The sequence below is a fragment of the Natrinema sp. H-ect1 genome (assembly GCF_041821105.1).
In the GTDB taxonomy this organism is placed as follows: Archaea; Halobacteriota; Halobacteria; order Halobacteriales; family Natrialbaceae; genus Natrinema; species Natrinema thermotolerans.
This window is the reverse complement of the sequence record NZ_JBGUBA010000002.1, coordinates 638,311-663,452: the sequence shown is the minus strand read 5'-3', so window position 1 is coordinate 663,452 and position 25,142 is coordinate 638,311. Positions and strand designations below refer to the sequence as shown.

Sequence of the window (25,142 nt, the reverse complement as noted above, 5' to 3'; positions counted from 1 at the left end):
CTATACGATCATCGTCGCCGTGCTGGCGATTGCTCCGAAGCGTTCCGCGACTTCGCGGGCGATCGGCCCCTTGATCTCCGTACCACGGGGCTCTTCGTTCTCGTCGATGATGACCGCCGCGTTGTCCTCGAACTTCAGTCGGGTGCCGTCGGGCCGGCGGATCGACTTCCGCTGGCGGACGACGACGGCCTCGAGGACCTGGCGGCGCATCTCGGGGGTACCCTTGGTGACCGAGACGGTCACTTTGTCACCGATCCCCGCCTTCGGTTGGCGGTTCTTGGTGCCGTGGTAGCCCGCGACGCTGATGACCTTCAGCTCACGCGCGCCGGTGTTGTCGGCACACGTGACCAGCGAGCCCTTCTTCAGGCCCTGCGTGACGTCGGCCTTCATCGCCTCCATCACTGATCACCCTCTTCTGCGGCGGCGAGGTCCTCGTCGGAAAGCGCCGGCTCAGGCTCGGCCTGGCTGGTCAGCTCCGCGAGGTCCTCGGCGGTCGCTTCCTCGGTTACTTCGACGACCACGTGCGATTTCGTCTTCGACAGTGGTCGGGTCTCTGCGATCTTGACCGTGTCACCGACCGAGAGCGGCTCGAGCACGCCCGGTACGTGTGCCGGGATGCGCGAGCGTCGTTTCATGTGTCGGTCGTACTTCGGGACCGCCACATCGTACTCTCGCTCGACGACTACGGTCTTGTCCATGTCCGTCGAGACGACCGTCCCCTCGAGGATCTGCCCTCGAACGGAGAGTTCGCCGTAGAACGGACACTTCTCGTAGTCGTATTCCTCCGGGTTCTCTGGTTCCGGAGGGGTGTCAACGTCTAGTCCTATTGCCATGGTGAGTCACCATTCGTTTCCGTGCGTCGGGCGGGTCGTGAGAGCAAGCGCGATCCATCGACCGTAACGTAGGCTACATCCTCGCCGGCGCTATCTACAGCGGCGGCGCAATCGTCCCCCGCTGCAGGTTGAGTGTCGGCCAGTTTGGACGCAGTCCCCGACCCCTTCGTGAGGTCGGCGGCGTCATCTGTGATCGCGAACTCGAACGTCGAGCCCGATTTCGGCACCATCACCACCCGAGACTCGCCGCCGTCACGGATCTCTACGGAGAGGGTCTTGGTCGTCTCGATGACGACGCGTCCCTCTATGCCCACCCGCGAGGAGTCGTCGCTCTCGACGACTCGGACGGGGAGCCCGTTGAGTTCGTGTCGCGGCAGCGTTTCGGGTGTTAGTGCCATTGGTGTGTGGTTATTCGTCGGTCGCTTCGTCCGCTACGTCGCCTTCCTCGCGCTGGATCGTCTTGATCCGCGCGATGGTGCGACCCAGCTCGCCGATGCGGCCCGGGTTCTCCGGGGCCCCACCGGCGGCGAGGACGGACTTCTGGTTCAGCAGTTCGGTCTCGAGTTCCTCGAGTTCTTCCGCCCGCTCGGCGGGCGTCATGTCGCGGATCTCTTCGACGTGGAGGATCGCCATCAGGCGTCACCTCCCTCGTCCGCGTCGTCGTCGGCCTCTTCCATCTCCTCGACGAGTTCCTCGGCCTCGGCTTCGACGTCTTCCTCGAGTTCCTCGAGGTCTTCCTCGACGTCCTCGTCGCCGCCGGGGACTTCGACCTCGTCGAACTCCTCGTCGGCGTCGACCTCTTCCTCGATGACCTCCTCGACGACGTCTTCGTCGAGGTCGGCCTCGGCGTCGGCCTCGTCGGCGTCCGCAGCGTCAGCCGCGGCCTCAGCGGCCTCGGCCTCCTCGGGTTCGCCCTCGAGGAGTTCCTCGACGCCGCCTTCCTCGTTGACCTCGACGGCGTCGGGGACGATCTCTTCGGGGTCCATGTCTTCGCTGACCTCGAAGTCGTCGGGCAGCTCCGCACCCGGCGGGATGATCTTGACGTCGACACCGATGGTGCCGAGTTTCATGACCGCGACGCCCTGGCCGTGGTCGACGACCGTCTCGGCGGGCTCGCCGTTGTGCTTGATGTAGCCGCGGTTGAACTTCTCGACGCGCGATCGAGCGCCCGTGACCTTCCCCGACAGGACGATCTCGGCACCGAGCGCGCCGGCTTCCATGATCCGGTCGATCGTCGTGTGACCGGCCTTCCGGAAGTACCAGCCACGCTCGAGTGCGTTGGCCAGTCGGTCCGCGACGATTCGTGCGTTCAGGTCGGGTTCCTCGACCTCCTGCACGTCGATCTGGGGGTCCTCGAGGTTGAACCGCTCCTCGAGGGTCGTCGTGACCTTCCGGATGTTCTCGCCGCCCTTGCCGATGACCATCCCGGGCTTTTCGGCCTTGAGGACGATCTGGGTTCCCATCGGCGTCTTGGCGACGTCCATACCACCGTAGCCCGCGCGGCCGAGTTCTTCCTGGAAGAACTCGTCGATTTGGGACCGCTGCAGGCCGTTCTCGATGAATTGATGTTCGTCAGCCATTAGCTATCGTCCTCCTCGTCTGTCTCCTGTTCTTCGACGACGATCTCGACGTCGACCTCCGGCGTGTTCCACGAGGACGCACGCCCCATCGCACGGGGCTTGCGGCCCACGGACTCGCCGATCTTGTGGGCGGCGACGTGGACGATCTCCATGGACTCGCCGTCGAAGCCCTGATGGTCCGCGTTGGCCTCGACGTTCTCGAGCAGGTCGAGGAACTCCCCCGAGACCTTCTCGGGGTACTTGCCGGCGTCCCAGCCGTCGACGTCGGAGCGATGCCCCGCGCCGGCGTTGTGGGACTTGAACGGGACCGACTGCTTCTCGTCGATTACGTCACGGAGGTACGCTTGGGCCTCGCCGACGGTCTTGCCCTTGATCTCGCGTGCGACCTCCTTGCTGTGCTTGTGGCTCATATGACGCTCCCGAAGCATGGCTTTCGCCGTGGCGTCGGGATCCGCGTCGACTGAGTAGTTGATTCCCATACGATAATCACTTCAGTGGGACGAACTTCGACGATCGGGTCGCGCCGATGCCGGCCTGACCGTGTTCGACGGAGGTCCGTGTCAGCTGGAACTCGCCGAGGTAGTGGCCGATCATTTCGGGTTCGACGCGAACGCGCTCGAAGGCCTGTCCGTTGTAGACCTCGAAGGTCAGCCCGACGAACTCGGGCAGGATCGGCATGTCCCGGAGATGCGTTCGGATCGGGTTGTTCGCCGTTTCCTCTTCGCCCGCTTCGCGGGCCTCCTCGAGCAGTTTCTCCTTTTCGACGGAGAGACCGCGTTCGATACTTCGCCGCTGTCGTGCGGGGAGCAGTTCCACGACCTCGTCGAGCTCCATCGACTGCAGCTCCTCGAGCGTGTGACCGCGGTAGGTGAACTCACCTTCGCGGCCGGTTCGGTACTCCTGACTCATTTGTTGCCACCTCGACCGGTGCTTCGGGATGCGATGTCACCGACCTTCCGTCCCGGCGGGGCGTCCCGAGAGACGGACTTGGGTTGGCCGGGATGCTGTCGGCCGCCGCCACCGAACGGGTGGTCGACGGCGTTCATCGCGACACCGCGGACACGGGGCCACTTCGTGCCCCGGGCCTTCATCTTGTGGTACTTGTTGCCTGCCTTGACCATCGGCTTCTCCGTGCGGCCGCCACCGGCGACGACGCCGATGGTGGCACGACACTGCGGATCAAGGCGCTTGACCTCGCCGCTGGGAAGCTGAATGACCGCCGCCGACCGGTCGTGGGTGATCAGGTCGGCGTTGGTCCCCGAGGCGCGGGCGAATCGGCCGCCGTCGCCGGGGTTGGACTCGACGTTACAGACCGGAACGCCCTCCGGGATCTCGGCCAGCGGCAGCGTGTTGCCGGGCTTGATCTCGGCGGAGACGCCGACCTGCAGTTCCTCGCCGACCGAAACGCCCTCGGGGGCGAGGATCAGTCGCTGGTCGCCGTCTTCGAACTCGACGGCGGCGACCGGTGCGGACCGGGCCGGGTCGTGTTCGATGTCCACGACCGTCCCGCGCACGATGTCGTCGTCTTCCTCTTTCTTGTGGTCGAGCTTCGCCTTGTATCGGTGGGACGGGGCACGGAACGTCGAGGTCCCGCGGCCGCGTCGTTGGCCCTGAATGCGTCGTCCCATGTTCAGAACACCCCGATTCGCGAAGCGACTTCCTGAGCGTCGTCTTCCTCGGAGAGGCGGACGATCGCCTTCTTTTTGCCGTTCATCGTTACCTGCGTGTTGATGTTCTCGACGGAGATTTCGAACCGCTCCTCGACCTCGTCCCGAATCTCGGGCTTGGTCGCGTCCGGATTGACGACGAACTGGAGCTTGTTCTCGAAGTCCATGTCGTTCATCGCCTTCTCCGTGACCAGCGGGTGTTCGATGGCCGAACTCATCGCTCGGCCACCTCCTCGAGCGCGCTTTCGGTCCAGACGGTGAGCCGTCCGGGCTGGGCGCCGGGTGCGAGATCCTCCGCGTTGACCTCGGCGGCCGTCGTCACGTCGGCACCGGCGAGGTTCCGGGCCGCTCGGGACGGGCCGGTCTCGCTGGCGGTGACGAAGAGGATCGACGTCGGCGTCTTGTACTTGCGGCCACGGGCTTTCCCCTGGCCGGAGCGGACGCTGCGTCCCTCGTCGGCGCGTTCGATGTCGTCCGCGAGGCCGGCTGCCTCGAGGAAGTCGACGACCTCGCGGGTCTTCTGGAGGTCCTCGAACTCGTCGTCGACGACGACGGGGATCTCGGCGTCTTCGTCGAACTCGTGGCCGCGCTCGGCGACGAGTTCGGCGTCGGTCGTCGCAGCGATGGCGCTGCGGACGGCCAGTTTCTTTGCTTTCGTGTTGATCGATTCGGACTGGTCCTTCTCGGCTTTCGGCGGGTGGGCCTTGCGTCCCTTGACGGCCTGGGGAACGCGGCGAGCGCGACCCTCCTGTCGTGGGACGTGGGCCATCCCGCGGCCGCTACCGAACGATTCGGCCGGCGTTCGGAGGCCGGCGAACTCGTCGGAACCGTAGTCCTGTTTTCGGTTTGCCTGCGCGGCGCGAACGGCACGAGCGATCAGGTCCGGGCGGTACTGGGTCTCGAAGACCGCCGGGAGCTCGATCGTGTCCGCGTCCGAGCCGTCCAGGTTTCGTACTGTTGCGTCCATGTGTTATCCCTGGTTGGATGCGGTGGAGACGTACCGGACCTCGGGATCGAGGCGCGGCTGGTCTCCGGGTCGGATCGCCGGGCGGAAGCGTACGAGACGCTGCTGTGGCCCGGGGAGCGAGCCCTTGATCAACGCGTGCGGGCCGTCGACCTCGCCGTAGTTGACGAAGCCGCCGTCGACCGTCGCGTCAGCGCCCTCGCCGATGTCGACGAGGCGCTTGTTCAGTTCCGTCCGCTGGTGGTAGCCGGTCTGGCCCTGCTGGGGGACCGTCGAGCGGACGCGGGAGGGGTTCCAGGGGCCGAGGTTGCCGATGCGGCGACGCCAGCCCTGCCGGGCGTGTTTGCCCTTGCGTTTCTGGACGCCCCATCGCTTGACGGGACCCTGGGTCCCTTTCCCTTTCGTGACGCCGCTCGCGTCGACGTACTCGCCGGCGCGGAACACGTCGTTCATGACGTGTTCGCCGCCGTCGGCGACGGTCTCGAGGGCGAAGTCGACGCGCTCCTCGACGGAGCCGCCGCCGACGCGCGTTTCCATCACGTCGGGTTTCTTCTTCGGTACCGAGGGAATCTCGGTGGGCACCGTATGCGTGATGACGCGGACGTCGTCGACGCGTCCCTCCGAAAGGAGGCCCCGAAGCTCGTCTTCGGCGGCGTCGACGTCGTAATCGTCACCGGGAATGTCGAGAACCCGATCGAGTTCCGGAACGAACTCGTCGGTCCAGACCTCGGTAATCGGCTTCTTCCCGTACGGTGTGTCTTCGTACGCTCGCAGCGCGACCGCGCGCATCGGCGGCGTCTCCACGATCGTCACGGGGACGGTCTCTTCCATCCCTTCGGTCGGCGAGTTCGCTTTATCGTCGACCATGACGACGTGGGTCATGCCGGCCTTGTAGCCCGCGAAGCCCTGCAGCGTCGGCTGTCCGTCAGTGTCCGGCCACGAATTGAAACGCGGGACCTCGCTGGTCGCACGCTTTCGTGGGCCGAACCCGAGTGAGCCTTTGCGTGGTGTATTTGCTTGTGGCATGCTTTCACTCTCGCAGTGAGAGGGACGCGAGGGTAGCGAACAGAGCCTCCTCCGTTCGCACGACCTCGCTTCCCTGATCCGGAACCGTGTTTAGCCAGAGGTCGAACCCCGGATCGGCTGTGGGTTCGACTCCGTCATCCTCGCCGGCGGCCGCGTCCTTCGGGGCCCCGACGGCGGATGCCTCGATTTCGAGGATATCCGGCAGCCCTCGTTCGGGCGCACCGAACGCGACGGTCATCCCATCGCCCTCGATACGTCCGGCCAGCGTCTCGAGCCGCCCGACGGTGAGTTCTTCACCGAATCGGGAGGCGGCGATACGGACGCCGGCGTCCTCACGGCCGAGTGCTGTCGAAAGGTCCGTCCGCTCGACGGCGAGCCCCGGAAGGGGAACGTCTTCGAGTTTCGCCCGGACCGGTCGTCGCGAAGAGATCCTGACGGTCACGCGCTCCCCCTCCTCGACCGCCATTTTCGGCGGTACGTTGAGGGAGATCGGGTGTTGCAGTCCGCAATTGACCCGGACGCGCCCTTCAGGTCCGACCTCGGTCACGATCCCTTGTCTTGACGACCCCGAACCGTTCGATTCGGAGCCGGTCTGTGACACCGCGCGGAGCGGTGGCAAGACGCCCGCATACTCCAGTTCGTCCCGCATCCCCCACGCCTCGTTGCGGAGGTAGGGGGGCGTCGCGGCGTACCGCAAGACGGTTTCCACGAACCCGCCGTCGAACCGCCCCGTCTCGCCGTCCCGGTCGGGATAGACGAGCAGGCGGTCGGCCCGGAAGACCGTCGCCGCGCGGGCGACGTATCCGAGTTTGCGAGTAGCCTCGCGTTTGTCCTCGGCTTCCCGGCTGAGCGACGACGGCACGAGTATGCTGACGGTCATGCCGAAACGCTTCGGCGCCGCGTCACTAGACTGTAGCGATGTATTGCGGAGAGGGTCTTAAAAGAATAGCGGATTCGATCCCGGCTGTCAACGGCTCACACCGACGAATTCGTGCCGAACGGACACACACTCGCGTGTGACGACTAGTCACGATCGACCGACGTCCGACCCGGCCCATGTTGCCGCCTTTGGGGCGGAACTGTCGGCCCGATAACTCGAGAATCGCCATGCTGCAGCATGGCGATGCGGGTTCGATTCGCAACCCTTATACATCCATCCGACAGTAGGTATGAGTGCAGCGAGGCGCTGCGGGCGCTGGTAGTGTAGTGGTATCACGTGACCTTGCCATGGTCACAACCTGGGTTCAAATCCCAGCCAGCGCATTTTCGCTGAACACCAACGACGACGAGCGAAGCGAGTCGTCTGTTCAGCGAAAATCGTTCTGGGTTTGAATCAGACCGAGGTTCTGCGAGCAGAGCGAGCAGGTTCTCGAGCGTGGTTCAAATCCCAGCCAGCGCATTTCTGTCGTACTCAACTCCGTTAGTGACGGATATCGTCCTGAATCTTAACGAGAGGTGTCTCAGTCCTCGAGCGAGCGGGACCGTCTCCGTGTCGTTCGAACTCCGGCCAGCGCACTTCTCCGAAGCCGACGCCTCGAGCGGCCGCGATACGCGATCGCGCGGGTGCGGTGAGTTCGGAACACCTCCTCGAGTCGGCGCGGCTCCGACGGATCGGCACACGGAGAGTCGTAGCGACCGTTCGTGGGCGACGGCTTCGGCGGCGGCCAGCTAGTCGATCGTCACGACGTCGGGCCCGGTGTCAGTCTCACCGCCCTCGGCGGCGAGGTCCTGCAGGGCCAGTTTCAGGTTCCATTTGTTGGCCTTCCAGACGGCGTCGAAGGCGACGCCGAGGACGGGAACGGAGCCGATGACGGTGTCGACGCCGACGTTCGCGATCATGCGCACCAGCGTCGATAGCGAGACGCCGAGCCGCGCGGCCTCGGCGACGAGATACAGCGAGACGGCCCCCGCGACGGTGTCGCCCGCGCCCGGGAGGATGCCGACGATCGGGTCGAGACCGATCCTGAAGTCCGTACCCGGGACCGGCACCCCCTCGTCGAGGGCGTGTGCGACGACGCGCATTCGCGTGACCGCCGCGTCGTCGACGGCCGCAGGGAGGTCGTCGATGAGCGTCTCGAGTTCCGAACGGCGCTCGGTTGCGTCGGAAGCCATGGGATCGATTGGACGCCCGTGTGGATAAGGACGCGGACGGACGTGGCAAGCGGGCAGGGATATTGATGGGCATCGTACCGGCGACGGGTCGGGAGCCGATGGCCGGCAGGCGTCGCGAACGCGCGGACGGATCGCCGCGCTCGAGCGAGACGATCGCGATCGGCGTTCGACGCCAGTCCACCGGCGGAGATCGACGAGCCTAACCGGCGCTTTCGCGGGCAAAGTTCGAATTTGCCCCGAGACAGCGGACGGGAACCGGTGCTTACCCCCGCTCGAGCGGTCGTGAACGACCGTGATAGACGGATGCCAGCGTGTTTTCATTCAATTACTAATCCGCGGACGTATTTCACGTATGAGTACTATTGTCGCCTGCGAGTGGCTTTTATACTATGAGTAACTACAGTCTAATACACGATTGAACGATCAGATATAGCAATGCAGACAGAAATCTCACCCGCAGCGGGAACGGACGATCTCCAGTACGACCAGCCCAACGACCGGTACGTCTTCCACCACGATCCCGACGGTACCGCGACGATCACGACGACGATCGTCCACGCGCTCGCGTCGATCGCGGAGACCGACGTCTCCCAGGGGGAGTTCTCCCTCTACGACAGCGTCGACCCGGACGCGCTCGATCGAATCTTCGGCAAGAAGGCCGACGGCACCGAACGTACCGGCGGCCACATCGCCTTCACTGCCCTCGAACACGAGGTGTACGTCTACGCGAACGGCGACGTCATCATCTACCCACCTGCGGAGACGCCCCGAACCCCGACGACGAACTGAGGTCACACGTCCCGTCCTGATCGTTTTTCCGGCGACGCTCACTCCCCAGCGCCGCGACCGGCCGAACCGACGAGCGTCCGCGATCGAATCGACGCTCGAGCGGGCGATCAGCGGCGAAGCCGGCCGCATGGCACGGCTTTAGGGTACTCCCGATCATCACCGCCGCCCATGACGGTAGTCGCGCTCTTGAGCGTCGCACCGGTGATCGAGGACAGCATGGCCGGCGAGGTCGCGAAGGCGGTCGACGCCCTCGAGGACTTCGACGTGAGCTACGAGACGAATCCGATGGGGACGGTGATCGAGGCCGAGAGTACCGACGAACTCTTCGCGGCCGCGCAGGCGGCTCACGACGCGGTCGACGCCGACCGCGTGAGTACCGTCCTGAAGATCGACGACAAGCGCACTCGTGAGGTCGACGCCGCGGAGAAGGTCACGGTCGTCGAGGACCACCTCGGCCGACCGGCCCGAAGCCGGGAGGAGTGAGCGATCGACGACCCGGTCGACGGTAGGTTCTCGAGGCGGAACACCCGGCACCGATCTGACAGCCGTCAGCCACTGGTCGGACACGAACGGACAAACGGTTTTACCCCGGAGGCTGAATCCCGCCCCATGGAAAGTCTCAATCGCATGGCGATCGAACTGGTCGACGAGGCCCTCGACTACGCCGAGGAGTTGAACATCGGAGGCTACGACCTCGAGAACGAATCGACCGTCCTGGACTTCGGCCTGGAATTCGACGGCGGCATCGAGGCCGGCCTCCTGCTGACCGAGATCCAGACCGCCGGGATGGCGACGCCGAGCTACGAACTGGGCGAACTCGGCGATGCGTCGATCCCCTACGTCGAACTCTCGACCGACCAGCCGGCGCTCGCGCTGCTCTGCTCGCAGAAGGCCGGCTGGGAGCTGACGACCGAGGACTTCGAGGGGCTGGGCAGCGGTCCGGCCCGGGCGCTGGTCGCCCGCGAGGAGGAGTTCCGCCGGATCGGCTACACCGACGCCTTCGATCTGACGGCACTGGCCCTCGAGACCGAACAGGAGCCGACCGCGGCCGCGGCCGAGCAGGTCGCCGACCTCGCGGAGGTCGAGACGAGCAGCGTCTTCCTGCTTGCCTACCCGACCGCGAGCCTCGTCGGCTCGATCACCAACGCCGCCCGCGCGGCCGAACTGGCGACCTTCCGGCTCTCGGAACTGGGCTACGACCCGCTTGATATCGTCTCCGCGACCGGGCGCGCGCCCGTCGCGCCCGTCGCGGGCGACGAGCGCACGGCCATCGCGCGCACGAACGACGCCATCGCCTACGGCGGCCGCGCCCACCTCACCGTCCGCGAGGACGCCGACGTCTTCGACTCGATCCCTTCGACGGCCGCCGAGGACCACGGCCGTCCCTTCGGCGAGGTCTTCGACGACCTCGACTGGGACTTCGAAGAGGTGCCGTCGGATCTCTTCGCGCCCGCGACGGTGACGATCGACGTGATCGGCGGGCCCACCTACGTCCACGGCGAGACCGACGAGGACCTGCTCGTCGACTCCTTCGACCTGTAGCCGTGCGGTTCAAGCCGGTCCCCGAGCCGCTCGCCGACTTCGAGACCCTCGAAACTGTCTACCGCGCCCTCCCCGCGGCGGTCGACGACGTCGACGACTGCTGTGCCCACCTCGTCGAGGAGACGCCCCTCGAGGACCGCGAGGAAGCCGCGACGTGGCTCACCTTCCTGCGTGCGCTCGAACTCGCGGTCGAAGAGTCGGGGAGTTTTCGCCGCCGTGAGACGGGTTCGAGCGGGGACGCGGCCGAGCCGGCGGTACTCGAGCGCGAGCGGCTCGGCCGGGCGTTCCGGGCACGCGTCGACGGCGCCGACGCAGTCTGTGCCGCGCTCGAGGACGCCGTGGAACGCGGTTCCACGAGCCCTGACTCGCAAGCTCGGCAGGACGCCGTGGAACACGGTCCCACGAGCCCCGACTCGCAGGCTCGACGGGACGCCGACGAGCCGCTGACCGTCGCCGAGGTCGTCGAACGGCTCCGCGAGGATGGCTCGAGCGCCGATCGGCGGCGGTCCGGCCGCCCTCGAGTCGATCCGGAGCGGACCGAGCGGCTCCTCGAGTGGGCGGTACTGCTGGGGCTCGCCGAGCGAGTGGACGACGGCTATCGGGTCGCGCTCACGCGCGAGTAAAAAGGTCTCCCGAGGCGTTACTCGTCCGAGAGCCGGCCGGGCGACCAGTCGGCGTCGAGTTCCGTGTGGGTGTACGGCTTTGCGTCCTCGCCGGCGTAGGTGGCGACGAGCTGGCCGTCGCCCTCGAGGTGGTACTTGTAGGTGGTCAGGCCCTCGAGCCCGACGGGACCGCGGGCGTGGATCTTACCGGTGCTGATGCCGACCTCGGCACCGAGACCGAATCGGTAGCCGTCGGCGAAGCGGGTCGAGGCGTTGTGGAAGACACTCGCCGAGTCGATGCTGCGCATGAACGTCCGCGCGCGCTCGTCGTCCTCGGTGACGATCGACTCGGTGTGTTTCGAACCGTGGGTCGTGATGTGGTCGATCGCGGCCTCGAGCGAGTCGACGACCCTGATCGAGACGATCAGGTCGCCGTACTCGGTGTTCCAGTCGTCTTCGGTCGCGGCCGCGACGTCGACGATCTCGCGGGTCCGCTCGTCGCCGCGGATCTCGACGTCGGCGGTTTCGTAGCGGTCGGCGATCGCCGGCAGGAACTCCGCGGCGACGTCTTCGTGGACCAGCAGGGTCTCGACGGCGTTACAGACGGCGGGGTACTGGACCTTGGCGTCGTAGGCGATGTCTTCGGCCATCGAGAGGTCGGCCGCGTCGTCGACGTAGACGTGACAGATCCCCTCCGTGTGGCCCAGCACGGGAATGCTCGTGTTGTCCTGGATGTAGCTGACGAACGCGGAACTGCCCCGTGGCATCAGGAGGTCGATCGAATCGTCCATCTCGAGGAGCCGATCGACGTCCTCGCGGGCCTCGATGTGCTGGGCCCAGCCGTCGGGGATCCCGGCGTCGGCCGCGGCCTCCTCGATGGTCTCGAAGAGGATCCGGTTGGAGTGCAGCGCCTCGCTGCCGCCCTTGAGGATCACGGCGTTGCCCGATTTCAGGGCCAGTGACGCGATCTGGACGAGCGCGTCGGGCCGGGACTCGAAGACGGTGCCGACGACGCCGATCGGGACTGCGACCTTGTACAGCTCGAGGTCGTCGTCGAGTTCCCGCGCCGAGAGGGTCCTCCCGAGGGGGTCGTCCTGCTCGGCGACGCTGCGGACCATGTCGGCGATGCTCTCGATTTTCGACTCCGAGAGCTTCAGTCGGTCGACCAGCGCCTGCGTGTACTCGCCTTCCTCGAGCAGCCGCTCGCCCTCTTCGACGTCTTTCTCGTTTTCGGCGAGGATTTCGTCGGTTCGGGCCTCGATGGCGTCGGCGATCTCGTACAGCGTTGTCTTCCGCTCCTCGTCGGACAGTTTCGCCAGCTCGAGGGCCGCGCCCTGTGCCTCCGCGACGTCGGCTTCGATGTCGGTTTCAGTCATCGCTCACACCGTTGATGGGAACGAATATGGTACCCACGGGCTTGGCAGTAGCGATCTTCTCGAGGACGTCGGGCGCGGTCGACTTCGCGATGACCGCCGGGACGCCGTGTTCGCTGACGTCGCGTGCCCCCTCGACCTTGGTCTTGATGCCGCCGAAGCCGTCGGACGTGGTCTCGCTGATGATCCCTTGAACGTCGTCGTAGTTGGTGCCGACGGCGTCGATGCGCTCGGCGTCGTCGTCTTCCTTCGGGTTGCCGGTGTAGACGCCGCCGACGTCGGTCAGCGTCACTAACAGATCGGCGTCGACGCCCATCGTCGTCGCCGCCGAGAGCATGTCGTTGTCGCCGATTCGGATCTCCTCGGTCGCGACGGCGTCGTTCTCGTTGATGATCGGGACGACGCCCCAATCGAGCAGCGTCTCGATCGTATTCCGCAGGTTCGTGAAGCGTTCGGGGTTCTCGAGGTCGTGCTGGGTCAAGAGCAGTTGTGCGACCTTTCGGCCGTAGCGGTCGAAGCTCTCCGTGTAGCGGTGCATGAGGAGGCTCTGGCCGACGGTCGAGAGGGCCTGGGACTCCTCGACGGTGCCGCTCGACTGTTCGATTCGCCCCGTCCCGGCCCCGATCGAGCCCGAGGAGACGAGAATGACTTCTTTGTCCCGCTTCAGGAGGTCCTCGAGGTCGTCGACGAGCTTGTCGAGTTTCTCGTCGTCGAGATTCGAGTCCTCGTCGGTCAGGGAGTTGGTCCCGGCCTTGACGATCACCCGGTCGGCGTCGGCCGCCAGCCGTCGTGCTTCCTCGACGCCCGACTCCTCGAGTTCCTCACGCATCGTTCTCATCGCCGAACTCGGCGGCCAGTTCCGCGGATCGTTCTTCGGCCGCCCGGACCGCCGCGGTGACGTCCGCGTCGGCGTCGCTGTCCCACAGGACCTCCATGCCCTCGATGGTCGTCCCGTTGGGTGAGCAGACGGCGTCGATCAGTTCCTCGGTGCTGCGGTCCGACCGGAGGACGGTCTCGGCCGCGCCCTTGAACGTCTGGGCGGCCAGCGTCTCCGCGTCCGACTCCTCGAGGCCGCCCTCGACGCCGGCCTCGGCCATGGCCTGAATGAGATAGAAGACGAACGCGGGGCCGCTCCCGTTGACGGCGGTCGCGATGTCCATCTGTCCCTCGTCGATTTCGGCGAACTCGCCGACGTCGTCGAGCAGCTGCCGCACCTCGCCGGGGATGTCGTCACCGGTGACGGCCGCGGCCATATCGCCCGTCTCGGCGGCGAGGTTCGGCATGATCCGGACGACGTTCGCGTCGGTCCGGGCCTCGACGTAGTCGGTCGGGACGCCCGCGGCGATAGAGAGCAGCGTCTGGTCCGGCGAGAGATCGAGATCCGAAAGCACCGCGCCCACGATGTCCGGCTTCACGGCAACGACGACGACGTCGGCGTCGGTCACCGCTTCGGAGACCTCCGAAGTCGTGTGATCGACGTAGTCGGCGACCGACTCGAGTGCGTCGGGATCGAGGTCACACGCGGTCACCGTGTGATTCCCCGATCGATGGAGGCCCTTTATCAGGGCACTCCCCATATTGCCACAACCGATAACGCTCGTCTGTACCATCTTGCTCTAACGGAGGAACCGAGGCGGTCATACCAACTTTGGTTTCGTTCGGTCGAGAGGACCGTCGCGTTTCCGGAGCCGACGGCGATCGTCTCGTCCCGGAGCGGTCAGCCGAGCCCGAGGATGACCGTCGAGATTCCCTCGACGATCGTCTCCCAGACTGAGAACCCCGTCAGGAGCTGTAACAGCGTGTCGAGCCCGAAGAAGAGGAACAGTCCCGCACCGGCGAAGTGGGCCAGCCTGGCGTCGAAGCGGTGGGAGAACCGGTGAAAGAAGTACGCGTTGACCGCGCTCACGGGGACGATCGCGAGCATCTCGCCGGCCCAGATCGCGGGCCGGGCCCCGTACTCGAGCGCCAGTCCGATCGTGACGAGTTGGGTCTTGTCCCCGAATTCCCCGACGGCCATCAGGGCGAAAATCGGGACGAACCCCCGGAGGTACGGCGGCACGTCGTAGCCGAGCAGCGAGACGTCGACCGCGTCGGTCGTCGCCGCGCCGCCGTTTGCCGCCACCGGTCGCCGACTCGTGCCGGGTGCTGACCGGACGAGCAACGCCGCGAAGACGAGGAACAGTCCCGCCGTGATCGCCTCGAGGTAGACGGCGGGCACCACGCCCTGGATCGCCGCGCCGAAGACGATCTCTATGGCCGTCCAGCCGGCGAAGGCCGTCGCTGCGGCGGCGACGACGATTCGGGGATCGTATCTGGTCGCCAGCCCCGCGATGATGAACTGGACCTTCTCGCCGGGAAGAACCGACAGCTGCAGGACGAACGCGGCGACGAGGATCTCGAGCCAGCCGGTCATACGAGTCCCAACCACTGCGGACGCTCGACGACGACACCAGTCACGGCGTGGTTTAGCTGCGTCTAATTAATACGTTTTGCGGACGAACGGGCGCAAAACCTGCCCGATCCAAACGCCGATCGATCTAAGCCCGGTCATTCGGCCGCTCGAGGGAGCGAACGAAACCCGAACGCCCGGTCACTCCATTGGGGTGACGTCGGTTACCGTCCCGACGCCCTTGCTGCGACCCTCACGGAAGACGAACTTCTGGCCCTCCTCGACGAGGTACGGGCGGAACTTGAACCGGACAGTGGTCGTCCCCGAATCGCCCGGCAGCAGCCGGCCGTTCTCCGGATAGAAGGCCGCGGCCTCGCCGATCGTCTCGAGGTGGACGACGGGTTCGTACCCCTCACCGATCCGGGTGGGGTGGTTCAGCACCATGACCTCGGCCTCGAACTCCCGGACGGGGTCGGGGTCGGCCTCGCGGGGCAGCAAGACCATGCCGCGCTCGATGGCGCTCTCTTTGATCCCCTTCAAGGCGATGCCGACGATCCGGCCGGCCTGCGCTTTGTCGACCCGGTGGTAGTGCATCTCGATCGATCGGACCTCGACTTCCTGAAAGCGGCCATCGGCCATCGGCCCGATCAGGAGTTCGTCGCCGGCCTCGACTTCGCCGGCCATGACGGTGCCGGAGGCGACCGCGCCGACCCCCGTAACCGAGTAGCTGCGGTCGACGTACATCCGGAACTCGCCGGTGTCCTGGGACGTCTTGGGGAGTCGGTCGAACAACTCATCCAGCGTCTCGAGCCCGTCCATGGTGATCGCGCTGGTCTCGACGATCGGAACGACACGCTCGCTGATCTCGTCGACGGCGGCGTCGACGCCGTGACGGGAGACGCGAAGCGGCGACTTGTCGACCTCCCGGAGGAGCCGCTCGACCTCGCGTTCGACCTCGTCGACGCGTTGCTGGTCGACAGTGTCGGTCTTCGTGATCGCGACGATCGTCGGGAGGTCGGTCGCGAGCAGGACGCCGAGGTGTTCCCGCGTGGTGCGGGTGGGGCCGTCGTCGGCGGCGACGACCAGCAGGCCGTAGTCGAGTTTCTGGCCGACGAGTCCGCGGATGGTCGTCCGGAGCCACGGCTCGTGGCCGACCGTGTCGACGAAGGAAACGAGCCGGTCGGCGTTCTGGACGACGTCCGCGCGGTCGGCCTTGCGATTCGGATTCCGGACCCGGACCGGCCCCTCATCGTCGAAGCCGTAGACGGCGTAGGACAGATCGGCGGAGAGGCCCCGCTCGACCTCGTGGGGCTGGACGTCGAGGAAGGCCCGCGTCGCGCCGTCCCCGTCGTCGGCTTTGCCCGTGACCAGCGACCCGACGAGCGTACTCTTCCCGTGGTCGACGTGGCCGGCGGTCCCGACGACGACGTGTTCGTCGTCGGTCTCGAGGACGCCGCCCTCCCGGACCTGTGCGACGCCGACGAGTCCGTCATTAATGCCCCACGTCTGGACGTCCTCGATGTGTGCGTCGGCCTCCTCGGCCAGCAAGGAGAGGACGTCCATCGTCTCGGAGAAGGTGTCGGGATCGATACCGGCGAGGCCGCCGTCGTCGGTGACGCCGACGACGTAGGTCGCCTCGCCGTCGCCCGAGAGGAGCCGATGTCGCAGTTGCGCGGCCAGACTCTCCCGCCGCCCACCCTCGAGGTGGACGTCCCGTGACAATCGCTCTTTGAACTCGACGTTGCCACCGTCCTGTTCGCCACGGTCCAGGGCCCGCTCGAGGAGGGCCCGGTCACGGCTCATGTCCACTGGTAGGCAGGCACACGGCAAAAGCCTTCTCGTGGTTTGAGACAGTATAGCACAGTAGGCCGCCCGATTCGGGACGGCCGACGTCTGCCAGTCGAGCGTGCCGGGCCCGGTTTCAAGCCCCTCGAGCGCGTACCCTCGCTATGAGCGTTAGCGGCCTCTGTCAGATCTGTGAGTCCCGGCCCGCACAGGAGCGGTGTTCAAACTGCGGGACACTGGCCTGCGAGGTTCACTTCGATGAGAGCATGGAGCTGTGTGCCGACTGCGCGTCGCAGGCCCAGCCGGGGCCGGGCAACGACGACGTGGAGATCAACCGGTTCTGAGCGTGACCTCGATCCGCGACCTGCTGGGCGAGGCGGTCGGCGTCGGCCGGCGGTATCGCCTGCGCCTCGAGGAGCGCGACGGCGTCCTCGTCGCCGCCCACCCGAACGACTCGAGTCCGATGGACATCGCCGTCGTCGAGGGACTGGATCGGCTTGCAGAACGACCACCGACGGAGCTGGTGACGGTCGAGGTCGTCGGTCGGGTCGTCGACGGGCGGATCGCGGGGCGGGTGGTCGAGTCCGATCGTCGAGCGGACGACAGTAGCTGCTGACGGCCATCCCATACTAGATCGACGATAGCGGAGAACAGATTCCCGCTCTACGATCGAGAATCGATCGGTTGTGCCGCGGCGAGGGTACCGGTGTCGGAAAGCATTTCACGCGGCTAGTCCTGTGAATAGGTATGGGTGCGCAATCCCGCGGCGAGTCGACCGACGATACCGTTACCGTCACCAAGGAGGGACAGTGGTACGTCGCGACGGACGAAGCCAGCGGGATCGCCAGTCAGGGCGAAACGAAGTCCGAAGCCCTCGAGAACCTTGCCGAGGCACTTGCGCTTCACGAGCGACCCGATCCGGACAGCGACGACGAACCGACGGAGCCGTCGACTGCTCCCTGGTTTTAACCGATCGCCCGTCCGTAACGGGTGGCTTTTTGTGGCGGTCACGAGTACGACGGCGCAGTGACACGCGGGACGTATTCCGGACGCGATATCGTTCGCGCTCTCGGGAACTGGGGGTTCCGCCGCGTCGATCAGACGGGGAGCCACGTCAAACTGAAATACGTCCACCCCGAGACGGGTGAGACGCGCTACGTCACCGTTCCGCTGCACGACGAACTCGCGGTCGGAACGCTCCGGAGTATCGCGGAGCAGGCCGGGGCGGACGACTTCCAAGCATTCCTCGACGAGATGGATGAGATGACCTGACCGGCGCTGACGAACTGATTCTCGAGCGTGAAACGGCCAACTGCGCGTTATTCTCGGTACTGATTGAGCCGCTTCTTGAGTCGCTTGGCGGCCTGCCCGCTGGCCTTCGCGAAGTCCTCGCCGTCGTCCTCGCCGGCAAAGATGATCCCCCGCGAGGAATTCACCAGCCCGACGCCGCCGGCCAGCCCGTACTCGACGGCCGCCTCGGCGTCGCCGCCCTGTGCGCCGATGCCGGGGACGAGGAAGGGCAGGTCGGGTACCTGCTCGCGCAGGTCCTCGAGTTCCTCGGGCTTGGTCGCGCCGACGACGAGCCCGACGTTGTCGTTCTCGTTCCAGAGATCGGCCAGTGCGGCGACCCGCTCGTAGACGGGTTCGCCCGTCTCGAGTTCGAGGTCCTGAATGTCGGCCCCGCCCGGGTTGGAGGTCCGACAGAGGACGAAGACGCCGGCCTCCTCGTTCGAGAGGAACGGCTGCAGCGAGTCCCGGCCCATGTAGGGGTTGACGGTGATCGCGTCCACCTTCTCGAGCAGTTGCGCGTACTGGCGGGTCGTGTTGCCGATGTCGGCTCGCTTGGCGTCCAACAGGATCGGCACGTCCTTGCCGTGGGCGTAAGCGATGGTTTCCTCCAAGGCGGCCCAGCCGTCCGGATCCTCGTAGAAGGCCGCGTTGGGCTTGAACGCGGCGGCGTGTTCGTGCGTCGCGTCGATGATGCGGCGGTTGAACGCCCACCGGGGGAGGTCGCGGTCCTGCAGGTGGTCGGGGAGCCGCGACGGGTCGGGATCGAGCCCGACCGAGACGACGCTGTCGACCGTTCGGATGCGGTCGTGCAGGCGGTCGAAGAAGTTCATGGCGGGAGTGGCCCCGCGACGGTCGAAAAGGTTGCTATCCGCTCCCCCGCGATCAGTCAGCGCTCCAAATATTTTAGGTGTCAAGTAACGGTCGTGTTTAGTTTGTAGCATTGTGCCAGACTGCGAAGGCTTGGAGCCAGGATTCAGCTGTTGACGGTTTTGCGTGACTGAAACAGTTTGAGAACGAAGAGGTACGACGCTTTATCTCGCGAAAGACACGTTCAGCAGCGTTCCGATTTCCATGTTTTTCGTATCGAAATCGGAGCCCAGATCGACGGAGTGCAGTCTGGAGATGTTTTGCTCCATCGACGAGAAACACGGCGTTCTCGACGTCGTGTTTCTCGGTCAGTTCCTGTAAAAATAGCTCTGTAAGAGCGGTCGTAGTTGTCGAGAACAGCCGTATATGGAGCAACTCGTTCGATTTGGGAGCGACAGCAGCATACAGCCAGTACTGTTGATTGTCGATTCGAATCACCGTCTCGTCGAGCGCAACGTGATTCGGTGACGCATCAGTGGCGGGCTGTAGATCACACTTGTGGATCCAATCGTGAACGGCCTTCCGTGAACGCTGGACACCGAACTTCTCTAATTCTCGAACGGTATTCGAAAGCGATAATCCGGACAGATGGAGTCGAATACCCAACTCCATCAGTTGACGCGGTGTCCGCTCACGCTCCACAAAATCCAAATCAATCCAGCCGCTACTACCGCTGAGGCGTGCGATTTCTGCCATGAACCAGCTGGAAATCAGCACGCCTCACTTTTCACGCTTAACTAAACACCACCACCTCGTGTCATTATAGATTGTGAATATAACTGGAGAATGAAGATCATCATCTTTATATCTTTAGGGGCGTTTTAATGTACTAAGTATATGTGCGATTCGAAGGAATACTATGGGGGATCTTCAGTGAATACATCGATCCAGAACATAAGTTTTAGAAACAAAAGTGAATCTCGGCGTATCGATTCAGTACATCGGTGAAAGAATGATTCGCCTGGTCTCCAAAACCCGAAGCAAAGCCGGCCGCATCCGTAACCGTCTCGGGTCAGTTCTCCCGATCCTTCTGACTGGTCTACTGGTTTCGTTCCTCGCTTGGGGAGCAAGCTATCTCTTCGGTCTCTTCCGTTACGTTCCTGCAGTTCGAATTCGTGGAGTGTTCTCAGGGGACCTTTTCTGGAAAATCGCCCCACAGTACGTCCTCATCATAACTACGTTCGTTCTCGGCGTACTCGTTGGGACGTGGTACTTCGTTTACCGTCCGAACCGCGAGACGGTTCAGGGGTACTGGCAGCAGGTTCCGACATGGCTTCAGGCGACGACGATCGGATTCGTAGGAGCAAGTCTACTGACGCTGACTCTCGTGGTTATCCAGACCTACTGGTTGGTATCGGACCTCAGTGTTCTCTTTACCCTCCTGATCTCGTGGCCAGTAATAACCGGGATATTCGTTCTCCGAAGCAGATGTATCGTCGACGACGACTGTGACCGGTCAACGTCGATTCGAATCGGATACCTGCACGCACGGGGACTGGAAAGTCGGACGATGTCGGTTATCGTCGGCTCGTTGTTTGCAGTCCTCGGTGGCTTCGTTACGTGGCTCACTTCTATCCGCGTCGCTGACTGGGATTCTGTACTCTTGGCTACGAGCGTCGCACTCCTCCTGTGGATACTTGTTACCGTTCTCGTCTACAATCGGTACGACGCCCAGACTTCGGAGCTGACCGACCTCACGATCAGTGATATCAATCAGCCTGATAACCGCAAGACGTGGGAAATGGCGATCAAAAACGAGTCGAACGAAACTATCGATCTATCGCTTGCGAAGATTCGTGACACGAAGTTCGACCTCTACCAGTTCGGCGTGGACACGGACCTTGGCCCTGGTGCGGTCTGTACCTTCAACGCACCCGAAGAGTTTCGACTGGCACCGACCGACGACTCCTGGGAACTACCGCTCGGATATACGCTCAAGCAGGGGTCGGACACCCCCGTCATTTTGACGCAAACAGGGAAAATGTACGCACTACAGCGTGATGGTGTCGAAGCCGTCGGCGGAGACATCCCAGGAAGTACTGGCGCAAATCACTCAGATATGACCGACAGTTCCGAGAGTAATAGCCACACAGGGCAGGACTCGGGGACGGATCCATCACCACAAGACTGAGCCGGAACGATGTCCTCAGATATGCGGGACAAATCTCTCCATATCGTCGGTCACTTCGCTGGATAGTTCACGAACCAATAGATATGTAAGGTAATATCTCGTGATTGGTGATAGAAACACCGCGTGTCGATGGGGACGAGACGACCACAAGCCGGACCACAGCCACCGAGAAGAACATGAACAGAGATAGTTCACAACCTACACTCGACCCGTCCTGTCGAGACATCGGTATGCTATCCCACACTGACACGGACGGGATGACGGACCCGCCCATCACACCACTCAAAACAGTGGGTAACATTGAGCAGCGCATCAACACGATCGCGACACTCGATACAGCACGGCTCAGCGGGACGTTTGTACAGCAGATCATGCACAAGCGAGGTGCAGTTCCTCTCGTTTTTCGTACTCGACAGACAGCCGTCAGAGAACGGGCACCAACCGACACTGGATTAGATGAGGACTCCCCAGACGCCACGTATCCCTCGCTCGAGGAAACACGTCCACAGTCCAACTTTGAGAGTCAAGAATTAGAGATGCCGGGCGTCGGCACACCTCCTATCGGTGATCCACTACAGACGTCTCCGGTCGGGACCTCCGGTTCCGAGGCGGAATGGACATCGGGTACAGATTCGTACGTGTACGACGGACGACGAACGACCATACAGGAGGACGTAGGTCCGGACCTGCATTCACGAAAGAGTCTCAGCGAGAACACTGATTCACTGGCGGGCACAGACGGAGACAGCACTCGCGTCGCTCCGTCGGCTGATGTGAAATCTGCTCGGCGGACCGATTCCCCCGGTGGGTACGACAATCGGAACGGGGCAGTGGAGCGAACCAACGCGATGATTCAAGCGACTCGCCAGCAACACGAACGGATCACGAAACGAGCTACTAATACACGAACTGTTCTCCTCGACAGTGACAGCGGAGAGACGGTGTACAAATCGGGTCGTCCCGTGGAAGAAACTCGAGGAACTGCGGATAAGCAGACAGGAACAGCGAACTCCGGTAACAGCGCGCGTCTCCAAACCCGACAATCTACGTCTCAAACACCAACCCAGACCATTGGTGATGCTGATAGTCCGATTTTCGGGTCGGTCAGCGGACGCGCTCCGGGCGAGGAGCGGGCTGATTCTCGGTCACAGTTGCAGTCGGCCGTCACTTCGAGTCGTCGGACAGCACCCTCCGTTCGTACATCGGATACGAGGGATGCACCACAGACTGTCGAATCTCGCTCTCATCCCTCACCACTACAGGAACGACGGCGGAGCGATTCGTCAGTTCGCGTGACGGCATCGAGCATTCCAGGACCCGATACAGAAGGAGCCACCGACACGGTCAGACGTCAGGTTCGACCCGAAGCAGAACAGGAAAGCACCCATCTTCGGCGCGATACTACTGGACGAACCCTGGGTGGTAGTGGCACTGACCGATCAACTCGATCACTCTCCACACGAACCGATACCGATGAGTCAGATAGTACTCCGTTCCAGTCGTTGCTAGACGTATCGAGTTCGACGGTGCCTGACGTTCAGAGCCAACAGCAAATGACGGGTACTGAACGAACTGGCGTCAACACCGGCTCCGGATCGCCGGTTCCGACCACACGGACAGTCAGTACTGACGAGCCGAGTTCGGACTCGATGACCCGGTCAGGCACAGACGAACGTCCAAGTCGGACGGTTGTTCGGTCGTCTCAACAGCACTCTAAACGGTCTATTAGCACGCTTGAGAGGGCACCGAGACGAACGGTCATGACACGGACACACGCCGCCACGCCACAGTCACCGGGCACCGAGACTGAATCGACGTATCCAGTCGAAAATCGATTCGATACTCGGACGAAAGACGCGTCAGACACCGTAGGGAGAGAGCTTGGAGGCGCTCTTCAGCCAGTTCCATCGACTACGGACGATATCGAGTCGACCCCTTCGTCAGGGACTGTCGAAGGGCAACGCTCGGAGCGGGCGCGAGAGAAACGTCCACAGACGACAAATGAGCGTCGCTCGCTGATTGGGGACGCGGGAACTTCGACTGCAACGCTAGAGTACCTGACAGTGCATCGATTGGGGACTCAGTCGACGAATGAGGCCTCCCGTCCGAATCACCGAGACACGCAGACCGTGGATGAGACGGTGTTCCGATCCGCCTCGTCAACTCGTCATGGAGGCACGGAACTGTCTCCCTCGGTTCGTCCAGAGACGGCAGAGGAACCGCCTCAATGGCACAGAACGAGTGCAGAAACGGGCAGAAGTACTGAAACCGGTGTCGAACCCATCGAGACAGGTCGTACTCCCGCTGGGCTACATACGGACAGCAGTCCGGTTCGTGGGACGAAAACGAAAGCAAATCAGGGTGCTGGACTTCCGCCAATGCGGGTCCGAACAGCAGAGACCCAGGAGAGCGAACAAACTGGTGACTACTCTACTACGGGCCAGACCGACACGGGGACCGACAGCGGTCCAACTAGAGCCACTCCGACCAGTACTGGGAATTGGTCGACAGTGGAGGGATCGACATCCGACACAGATCCACCACCTTTGGAAACACTTGGCGGCGAATCGAGTACTCGAGCGTCGACTGTCACGGATCCAGACCAGCGAGTAGTAAACCGGCAAATCGCTTCACACGCGACAGCCAGCAGAAGGAATGATGAGTCTCCGTCTCGATTCAACCCTTCGTCGGTCTCGTTGCAACGGTATGAGAACTCCGTGACATCCGCCGGGGCGAAACACACCGAATCGCGCTCTAGAACTAGGCTTCAGTCGTTCGACCGGGCTCGACTCGCAAGGACTCGGTTGGCGAGACAACACCAGCCGATCGATGCTACTGTACTCGACTATGTTGATCGTTCGGAACTGCAGGCAACTGGGACGACCGGTCAACTACATTCGGCCACCACACCCAAAGAGTCCAATGCGGAAAGCGATACGTCGTCGTTTGTCAGTAGCACGGTGGTGGGGCGATTGAACCAGCAGCAACGACTGCCCCGCAGCCGGGATCAGGCACACAACAGTAGGCTGGAAGCCAGCCGAAGCCGCGGTTCGATCAGAACACCGAACGAATCGCGGATTCCCCAGTCGGCATCGTCGCCTACACGGACGATACTCGAGGACGCACCGGACCGTTCTCCTCATTCGGCGAGTGGCGAGTCGGCCGACACTGTGCCGGGAGTTCCCGACGTGGATGCGGACTCCGGAATCAATTCACCCGTCCAGCACGTCCTCTCACAACGCGATACCCCCGCGGAGGACACCGACCAGCGACGAACAGGTGCGCAGTCTGTCGAAGGGGTTCGGACACCGAACGCACCAGTTACCGGAGTTCCACGGACGGAGCGGCGCCGTATCGAACGAACTCTGAGTTCAACCGCCCAGCGGCCCCGGTCACCAGAACGACAGTCCGGGAAGACCGCTGCGAACTCCGCCTCGGCCGAAGCGACATCAGAAGATCACACAAGAAAACCCGCGAGAGAGATCAAAAATCCCGCAAACGACATCCTGTCGGTGGCGTCGGTTCCCCGGGACGAACAGCGACGGGATATCGGTAGTCGCATAGCAAGCTCCTCGTCGGGGAGCCGACTCGGAACGTATCGTCGCATCGTCGAGAGTGCTACGTTCGGGCGGTCTCTCGTGCGACGCCATCAGTCATCGGCGATCAGCACGAACGACCGTATACGGACCGATGAAAACGGGGAGTCTGGTGTCTCCGACTCGAACGGGTCGCTCGACGAGAGCCGTGCTGCCCGGAACGGCGGTCCGAATACGGATCCGAACGTAGGTCGGCTTGATGAACACAGCGACCTGAGCGCGTCACGTCAAGAACGGACGAGGTCGAAGGTAGGCCGTACTCGGAGACGTGGAGAGAGCCAAATCTTGGGTAATGCGACTGACGTCCACAGACAGGTTCGTCGAGGGAACCGACTCGGGCTGGATAGTCGGTCGCAGTCACGAGACGAGTCCCTCACAGCGTCCGAGCGACTCTCGTTCGAGACTGACAGAGACTCGGAAGAGGTTCCAGCAACGCCTGATAACCGGAAGGATTCGTCGGTCGGTCTCGTGGGAGACACGTCCTCCACCAACCGGACTACCTTGCGGCATGCAGAGGCGTCACAGTCCACTGATAGTCTCATACCCTCTCGCCAGCCCACATCCAACGTCCCAGTAGTGTACTCTAGTCAGCCACA

29 protein-coding genes and 1 tRNA gene are annotated in these 25,142 nt (G+C 63.6%); 10 read left to right on the top strand and 20 right to left on the bottom strand.

Features of this window, described 5'->3' with window-relative positions; all coding sequences use genetic code 11:
- From ACERIM_RS07580 to ACERIM_RS07525, 12 genes are read right to left on the bottom strand one after another with little or no spacing between them, the layout of a single operon-like run.
- Complete coding sequence (locus ACERIM_RS07580; RefSeq protein ID WP_006180012.1) at positions 1-399, bottom strand: 50S ribosomal protein L14; 399 nt, start codon at positions 397-399, stop codon at positions 1-3.
- Positions 399-833, bottom strand: a complete 435-nt coding sequence (locus ACERIM_RS07575) for a 30S ribosomal protein S17 (protein WP_006180013.1) — start codon at positions 831-833, stop codon at positions 399-401. Before ACERIM_RS07575 ends, ACERIM_RS07580 begins: the two co-directional genes overlap by 1 nt.
- Positions 824-1,231 carry a ribonuclease P protein component 1 gene (locus tag ACERIM_RS07570; RefSeq protein WP_049966080.1) on the bottom strand — a complete coding sequence of 136 codons (408 nt, stop codon included), beginning with the start codon at positions 1,229-1,231 and terminating at the stop codon, positions 824-826. Before ACERIM_RS07570 ends, ACERIM_RS07575 begins: the two co-directional genes overlap by 10 nt.
- 10 nt (positions 1,232-1,241) lie before the next feature.
- Positions 1,242-1,466, bottom strand: coding sequence for a 50S ribosomal protein L29 (gene rpmC, locus ACERIM_RS07565; RefSeq protein WP_006651022.1), 225 nt, complete (start codon positions 1,464-1,466; stop codon positions 1,242-1,244).
- Complete coding sequence (locus ACERIM_RS07560) at positions 1,466-2,413, bottom strand: 30S ribosomal protein S3 (RefSeq protein WP_373631918.1); 948 nt, start codon at positions 2,411-2,413, stop codon at positions 1,466-1,468. The genes rpmC and ACERIM_RS07560 overlap by 1 nt, the downstream gene beginning before the upstream one ends.
- On the bottom strand, positions 2,413-2,892 hold the full coding sequence (locus ACERIM_RS07555) for a 50S ribosomal protein L22 (RefSeq protein WP_006651020.1): 480 nt from the start codon (positions 2,890-2,892) through the stop codon (positions 2,413-2,415). Before ACERIM_RS07555 ends, ACERIM_RS07560 begins: the two co-directional genes overlap by 1 nt.
- A gap of 7 nt (positions 2,893-2,899) precedes the next feature.
- Positions 2,900-3,322 (bottom strand): 30S ribosomal protein S19, encoded by a 423-nt coding sequence (locus tag ACERIM_RS07550; RefSeq protein WP_006180018.1) that lies wholly within the window; start codon positions 3,320-3,322, stop codon positions 2,900-2,902.
- The gene (locus ACERIM_RS07545) at positions 3,319-4,041 is read right to left on the bottom strand and encodes a 50S ribosomal protein L2 (protein WP_006651019.1); all 723 of its coding nucleotides are present in this window, start codon (positions 4,039-4,041) and stop codon (positions 3,319-3,321) included. Before ACERIM_RS07545 ends, ACERIM_RS07550 begins: the two co-directional genes overlap by 4 nt.
- 2 nt (positions 4,042-4,043) lie before the next feature.
- Positions 4,044-4,298: a 50S ribosomal protein L23 gene (locus ACERIM_RS07540; RefSeq protein WP_006651018.1), complete on the bottom strand. Its 255-nt coding sequence runs from the start codon at positions 4,296-4,298 to the stop codon at positions 4,044-4,046.
- The gene (gene rpl4p / locus ACERIM_RS07535; RefSeq protein ID WP_049966078.1) at positions 4,295-5,047 is read right to left on the bottom strand and encodes a 50S ribosomal protein L4; all 753 of its coding nucleotides are present in this window, start codon (positions 5,045-5,047) and stop codon (positions 4,295-4,297) included. Before rpl4p ends, ACERIM_RS07540 begins: the two co-directional genes overlap by 4 nt.
- 3 nt (positions 5,048-5,050) lie before the next feature.
- Positions 5,051-6,070, bottom strand: coding sequence for a 50S ribosomal protein L3 (locus ACERIM_RS07530; RefSeq protein ID WP_006651017.1), 1,020 nt, complete (start codon positions 6,068-6,070; stop codon positions 5,051-5,053).
- Positions 6,071-6,074: 4 nt separating this feature from the next.
- Positions 6,075-6,950 (bottom strand): putative RNA uridine N3 methyltransferase, encoded by an 876-nt coding sequence (locus tag ACERIM_RS07525; protein WP_006651016.1) that lies wholly within the window; start codon positions 6,948-6,950, stop codon positions 6,075-6,077.
- A 312-nt stretch (positions 6,951-7,262) separates the two neighbouring features.
- Between ACERIM_RS07525 and ACERIM_RS07520 the strand changes: the two genes are divergently transcribed.
- Positions 7,263-7,333, top strand: a tRNA-Gly gene (locus tag ACERIM_RS07520).
- A 405-nt stretch (positions 7,334-7,738) separates the two neighbouring features.
- On the opposite strand, the gene ACERIM_RS07515 is transcribed toward ACERIM_RS07520, so the two are convergent.
- Complete coding sequence (locus tag ACERIM_RS07515; protein ID WP_373631917.1) at positions 7,739-8,182, bottom strand: DUF4112 domain-containing protein; 444 nt, start codon at positions 8,180-8,182, stop codon at positions 7,739-7,741.
- Positions 8,183-8,617: 435 nt separating this feature from the next.
- Between ACERIM_RS07515 and ACERIM_RS07510 the strand changes: the two genes are divergently transcribed.
- From ACERIM_RS07510 to ACERIM_RS07495, 4 genes are all read left to right on the top strand, one after another.
- Complete coding sequence (locus ACERIM_RS07510) at positions 8,618-8,971, top strand: HalOD1 output domain-containing protein (protein WP_006180025.1); 354 nt, start codon at positions 8,618-8,620, stop codon at positions 8,969-8,971.
- 168 nt (positions 8,972-9,139) lie between these two features.
- A complete protein-coding gene (locus ACERIM_RS07505) occupies positions 9,140-9,454 on the top strand; it encodes an MTH1187 family thiamine-binding protein (protein ID WP_006651013.1) in 315 nt (104 codons plus the stop codon).
- A 126-nt stretch (positions 9,455-9,580) separates the two neighbouring features.
- Positions 9,581-10,513, top strand: a complete 933-nt coding sequence (mch, locus tag ACERIM_RS07500; RefSeq protein WP_373631916.1) for a methenyltetrahydromethanopterin cyclohydrolase — start codon at positions 9,581-9,583, stop codon at positions 10,511-10,513.
- Between the two features lie 2 nt (positions 10,514-10,515).
- Positions 10,516-11,136: a hypothetical protein gene (locus tag ACERIM_RS07495; protein ID WP_373631915.1), complete on the top strand. Its 621-nt coding sequence runs from the start codon at positions 10,516-10,518 to the stop codon at positions 11,134-11,136.
- A gap of 17 nt (positions 11,137-11,153) precedes the next feature.
- Here the strand turns inward: ACERIM_RS07495 and ACERIM_RS07490 are convergent, their stop codons facing one another.
- The 5 genes from ACERIM_RS07490 to ACERIM_RS07470 all read right to left on the bottom strand — a co-directional run bounded on the left by ACERIM_RS07490 (position 11,154) and on the right by ACERIM_RS07470 (position 16,680).
- Positions 11,154-12,491, bottom strand: coding sequence for a glutamate-5-semialdehyde dehydrogenase (locus ACERIM_RS07490; RefSeq protein WP_373631914.1), 1,338 nt, complete (start codon positions 12,489-12,491; stop codon positions 11,154-11,156).
- The gene (proB, locus tag ACERIM_RS07485; protein WP_373632015.1) at positions 12,484-13,317 is read right to left on the bottom strand and encodes a glutamate 5-kinase; all 834 of its coding nucleotides are present in this window, start codon (positions 13,315-13,317) and stop codon (positions 12,484-12,486) included. The genes ACERIM_RS07490 and proB overlap by 8 nt, the downstream gene beginning before the upstream one ends.
- Complete coding sequence (gene proC / locus ACERIM_RS07480) at positions 13,310-14,098, bottom strand: pyrroline-5-carboxylate reductase (protein ID WP_084813338.1); 789 nt, start codon at positions 14,096-14,098, stop codon at positions 13,310-13,312. The genes proB and proC overlap by 8 nt, the downstream gene beginning before the upstream one ends.
- Before the next feature lie 107 nt (positions 14,099-14,205).
- Complete coding sequence (locus ACERIM_RS07475) at positions 14,206-14,901, bottom strand: TMEM165/GDT1 family protein (RefSeq protein ID WP_373632014.1); 696 nt, start codon at positions 14,899-14,901, stop codon at positions 14,206-14,208.
- Between the two features lie 177 nt (positions 14,902-15,078).
- Entirely contained in the window at positions 15,079-16,680 is a 1,602-nt protein-coding gene (locus ACERIM_RS07470) for a GTPBP1 family GTP-binding protein (RefSeq protein ID WP_006180033.1), read from the bottom strand.
- Between the two features lie 146 nt (positions 16,681-16,826).
- On the opposite strand from ACERIM_RS07470, the gene ACERIM_RS07465 reads away from it, so the two are divergent.
- From ACERIM_RS07465 to ACERIM_RS07450, 4 genes are all read left to right on the top strand, one after another.
- Positions 16,827-17,006 carry a hypothetical protein gene (locus ACERIM_RS07465; RefSeq protein ID WP_015298763.1) on the top strand — a complete coding sequence of 60 codons (180 nt, stop codon included), beginning with the start codon at positions 16,827-16,829 and terminating at the stop codon, positions 17,004-17,006.
- Between the two features lie 2 nt (positions 17,007-17,008).
- Positions 17,009-17,278 (top strand): hypothetical protein, encoded by a 270-nt coding sequence (locus tag ACERIM_RS07460; protein WP_373631913.1) that lies wholly within the window; start codon positions 17,009-17,011, stop codon positions 17,276-17,278.
- 131 nt (positions 17,279-17,409) lie between these two features.
- The gene (locus tag ACERIM_RS07455; protein WP_006651004.1) at positions 17,410-17,631 is read left to right on the top strand and encodes a type II toxin-antitoxin system HicB family antitoxin; all 222 of its coding nucleotides are present in this window, start codon (positions 17,410-17,412) and stop codon (positions 17,629-17,631) included.
- Between the two features lie 57 nt (positions 17,632-17,688).
- Complete coding sequence (locus ACERIM_RS07450; RefSeq protein ID WP_049906033.1) at positions 17,689-17,934, top strand: type II toxin-antitoxin system HicA family toxin; 246 nt, start codon at positions 17,689-17,691, stop codon at positions 17,932-17,934.
- A 47-nt stretch (positions 17,935-17,981) separates the two neighbouring features.
- Here ACERIM_RS07450 and pyrF read toward each other — a convergent pair whose 3' ends face one another.
- Both pyrF and ACERIM_RS07440 read right to left on the bottom strand, forming a co-directional pair.
- Positions 17,982-18,782 (bottom strand): orotidine-5'-phosphate decarboxylase, encoded by an 801-nt coding sequence (pyrF, locus tag ACERIM_RS07445; RefSeq protein ID WP_006651002.1) that lies wholly within the window; start codon positions 18,780-18,782, stop codon positions 17,982-17,984.
- Positions 18,783-18,879: 97 nt separating this feature from the next.
- Positions 18,880-19,515 carry an IS6 family transposase gene (locus ACERIM_RS07440; RefSeq protein WP_084813341.1) on the bottom strand — a complete coding sequence of 212 codons (636 nt, stop codon included), beginning with the start codon at positions 19,513-19,515 and terminating at the stop codon, positions 18,880-18,882.
- 217 nt (positions 19,516-19,732) lie between these two features.
- On the opposite strand from ACERIM_RS07440, the gene ACERIM_RS07435 reads away from it, so the two are divergent.
- The gene (locus ACERIM_RS07435) at positions 19,733-20,950 is read left to right on the top strand and encodes a hypothetical protein (RefSeq protein WP_373631912.1); all 1,218 of its coding nucleotides are present in this window, start codon (positions 19,733-19,735) and stop codon (positions 20,948-20,950) included.
- The last annotated feature ends 4,192 nt before the right edge of the window (positions 20,951-25,142 follow it).

Bases quoted from the DNA above. Each gene is read 5' to 3' on its own strand.
- ACERIM_RS07580 (WP_006180012.1), bottom strand. From the start codon at position 399: ATGGAGGCGATGAAGGCCGACGTCACGCAGGGCCTGAAGAAGGGCTCG.
- ACERIM_RS07575 (WP_006180013.1), bottom strand. From the start codon at position 833: ATGGCAATAGGACTAGACGTTGACACCCCTCCGGAACCAGAGAACCCG.
- ACERIM_RS07570 (WP_049966080.1), bottom strand. From the start codon at position 1,231: ATGGCACTAACACCCGAAACGCTGCCGCGACACGAACTCAACGGGCTC.
- rpmC (WP_006651022.1), bottom strand. From the start codon at position 1,466: ATGGCGATCCTCCACGTCGAAGAGATCCGCGACATGACGCCCGCCGAG.
- ACERIM_RS07560 (WP_373631918.1), bottom strand. From the start codon at position 2,413: ATGGCTGACGAACATCAATTCATCGAGAACGGCCTGCAGCGGTCCCAA.
- ACERIM_RS07555 (WP_006651020.1), bottom strand. From the start codon at position 2,892: ATGGGAATCAACTACTCAGTCGACGCGGATCCCGACGCCACGGCGAAA.
- ACERIM_RS07550 (WP_006180018.1), bottom strand. From the start codon at position 3,322: ATGAGTCAGGAGTACCGAACCGGCCGCGAAGGTGAGTTCACCTACCGC.
- ACERIM_RS07545 (WP_006651019.1), bottom strand. From the start codon at position 4,041: ATGGGACGACGCATTCAGGGCCAACGACGCGGCCGCGGGACCTCGACG.
- ACERIM_RS07540 (WP_006651018.1), bottom strand. From the start codon at position 4,298: ATGAGTTCGGCCATCGAACACCCGCTGGTCACGGAGAAGGCGATGAAC.
- rpl4p (WP_049966078.1), bottom strand. From the start codon at position 5,047: ATGGACGCAACAGTACGAAACCTGGACGGCTCGGACGCGGACACGATC.
- ACERIM_RS07530 (WP_006651017.1), bottom strand. From the start codon at position 6,070: ATGCCACAAGCAAATACACCACGCAAAGGCTCACTCGGGTTCGGCCCA.
- ACERIM_RS07525 (WP_006651016.1), bottom strand. From the start codon at position 6,950: ATGACCGTCAGCATACTCGTGCCGTCGTCGCTCAGCCGGGAAGCCGAG.
- ACERIM_RS07515 (WP_373631917.1), bottom strand. From the start codon at position 8,182: ATGGCTTCCGACGCAACCGAGCGCCGTTCGGAACTCGAGACGCTCATC.
- ACERIM_RS07510 (WP_006180025.1), top strand. From the start codon at position 8,618: ATGCAGACAGAAATCTCACCCGCAGCGGGAACGGACGATCTCCAGTAC.
- ACERIM_RS07505 (WP_006651013.1), top strand. From the start codon at position 9,140: ATGACGGTAGTCGCGCTCTTGAGCGTCGCACCGGTGATCGAGGACAGC.
- mch (WP_373631916.1), top strand. From the start codon at position 9,581: ATGGAAAGTCTCAATCGCATGGCGATCGAACTGGTCGACGAGGCCCTC.
- ACERIM_RS07490 (WP_373631914.1), bottom strand. From the start codon at position 12,491: ATGACTGAAACCGACATCGAAGCCGACGTCGCGGAGGCACAGGGCGCG.
- proB (WP_373632015.1), bottom strand. From the start codon at position 13,317: ATGCGTGAGGAACTCGAGGAGTCGGGCGTCGAGGAAGCACGACGGCTG.
- proC (WP_084813338.1), bottom strand. From the start codon at position 14,098: ATGGTACAGACGAGCGTTATCGGTTGTGGCAATATGGGGAGTGCCCTG.
- ACERIM_RS07475 (WP_373632014.1), bottom strand. From the start codon at position 14,901: ATGACCGGCTGGCTCGAGATCCTCGTCGCCGCGTTCGTCCTGCAGCTG.
- ACERIM_RS07470 (WP_006180033.1), bottom strand. From the start codon at position 16,680: ATGAGCCGTGACCGGGCCCTCCTCGAGCGGGCCCTGGACCGTGGCGAA.
- ACERIM_RS07465 (WP_015298763.1), top strand. From the start codon at position 16,827: ATGAGCGTTAGCGGCCTCTGTCAGATCTGTGAGTCCCGGCCCGCACAG.
- ACERIM_RS07455 (WP_006651004.1), top strand. From the start codon at position 17,410: ATGGGTGCGCAATCCCGCGGCGAGTCGACCGACGATACCGTTACCGTC.
- pyrF (WP_006651002.1), bottom strand. From the start codon at position 18,782: ATGAACTTCTTCGACCGCCTGCACGACCGCATCCGAACGGTCGACAGC.
- ACERIM_RS07440 (WP_084813341.1), bottom strand. From the start codon at position 19,515: ATGGCAGAAATCGCACGCCTCAGCGGTAGTAGCGGCTGGATTGATTTG.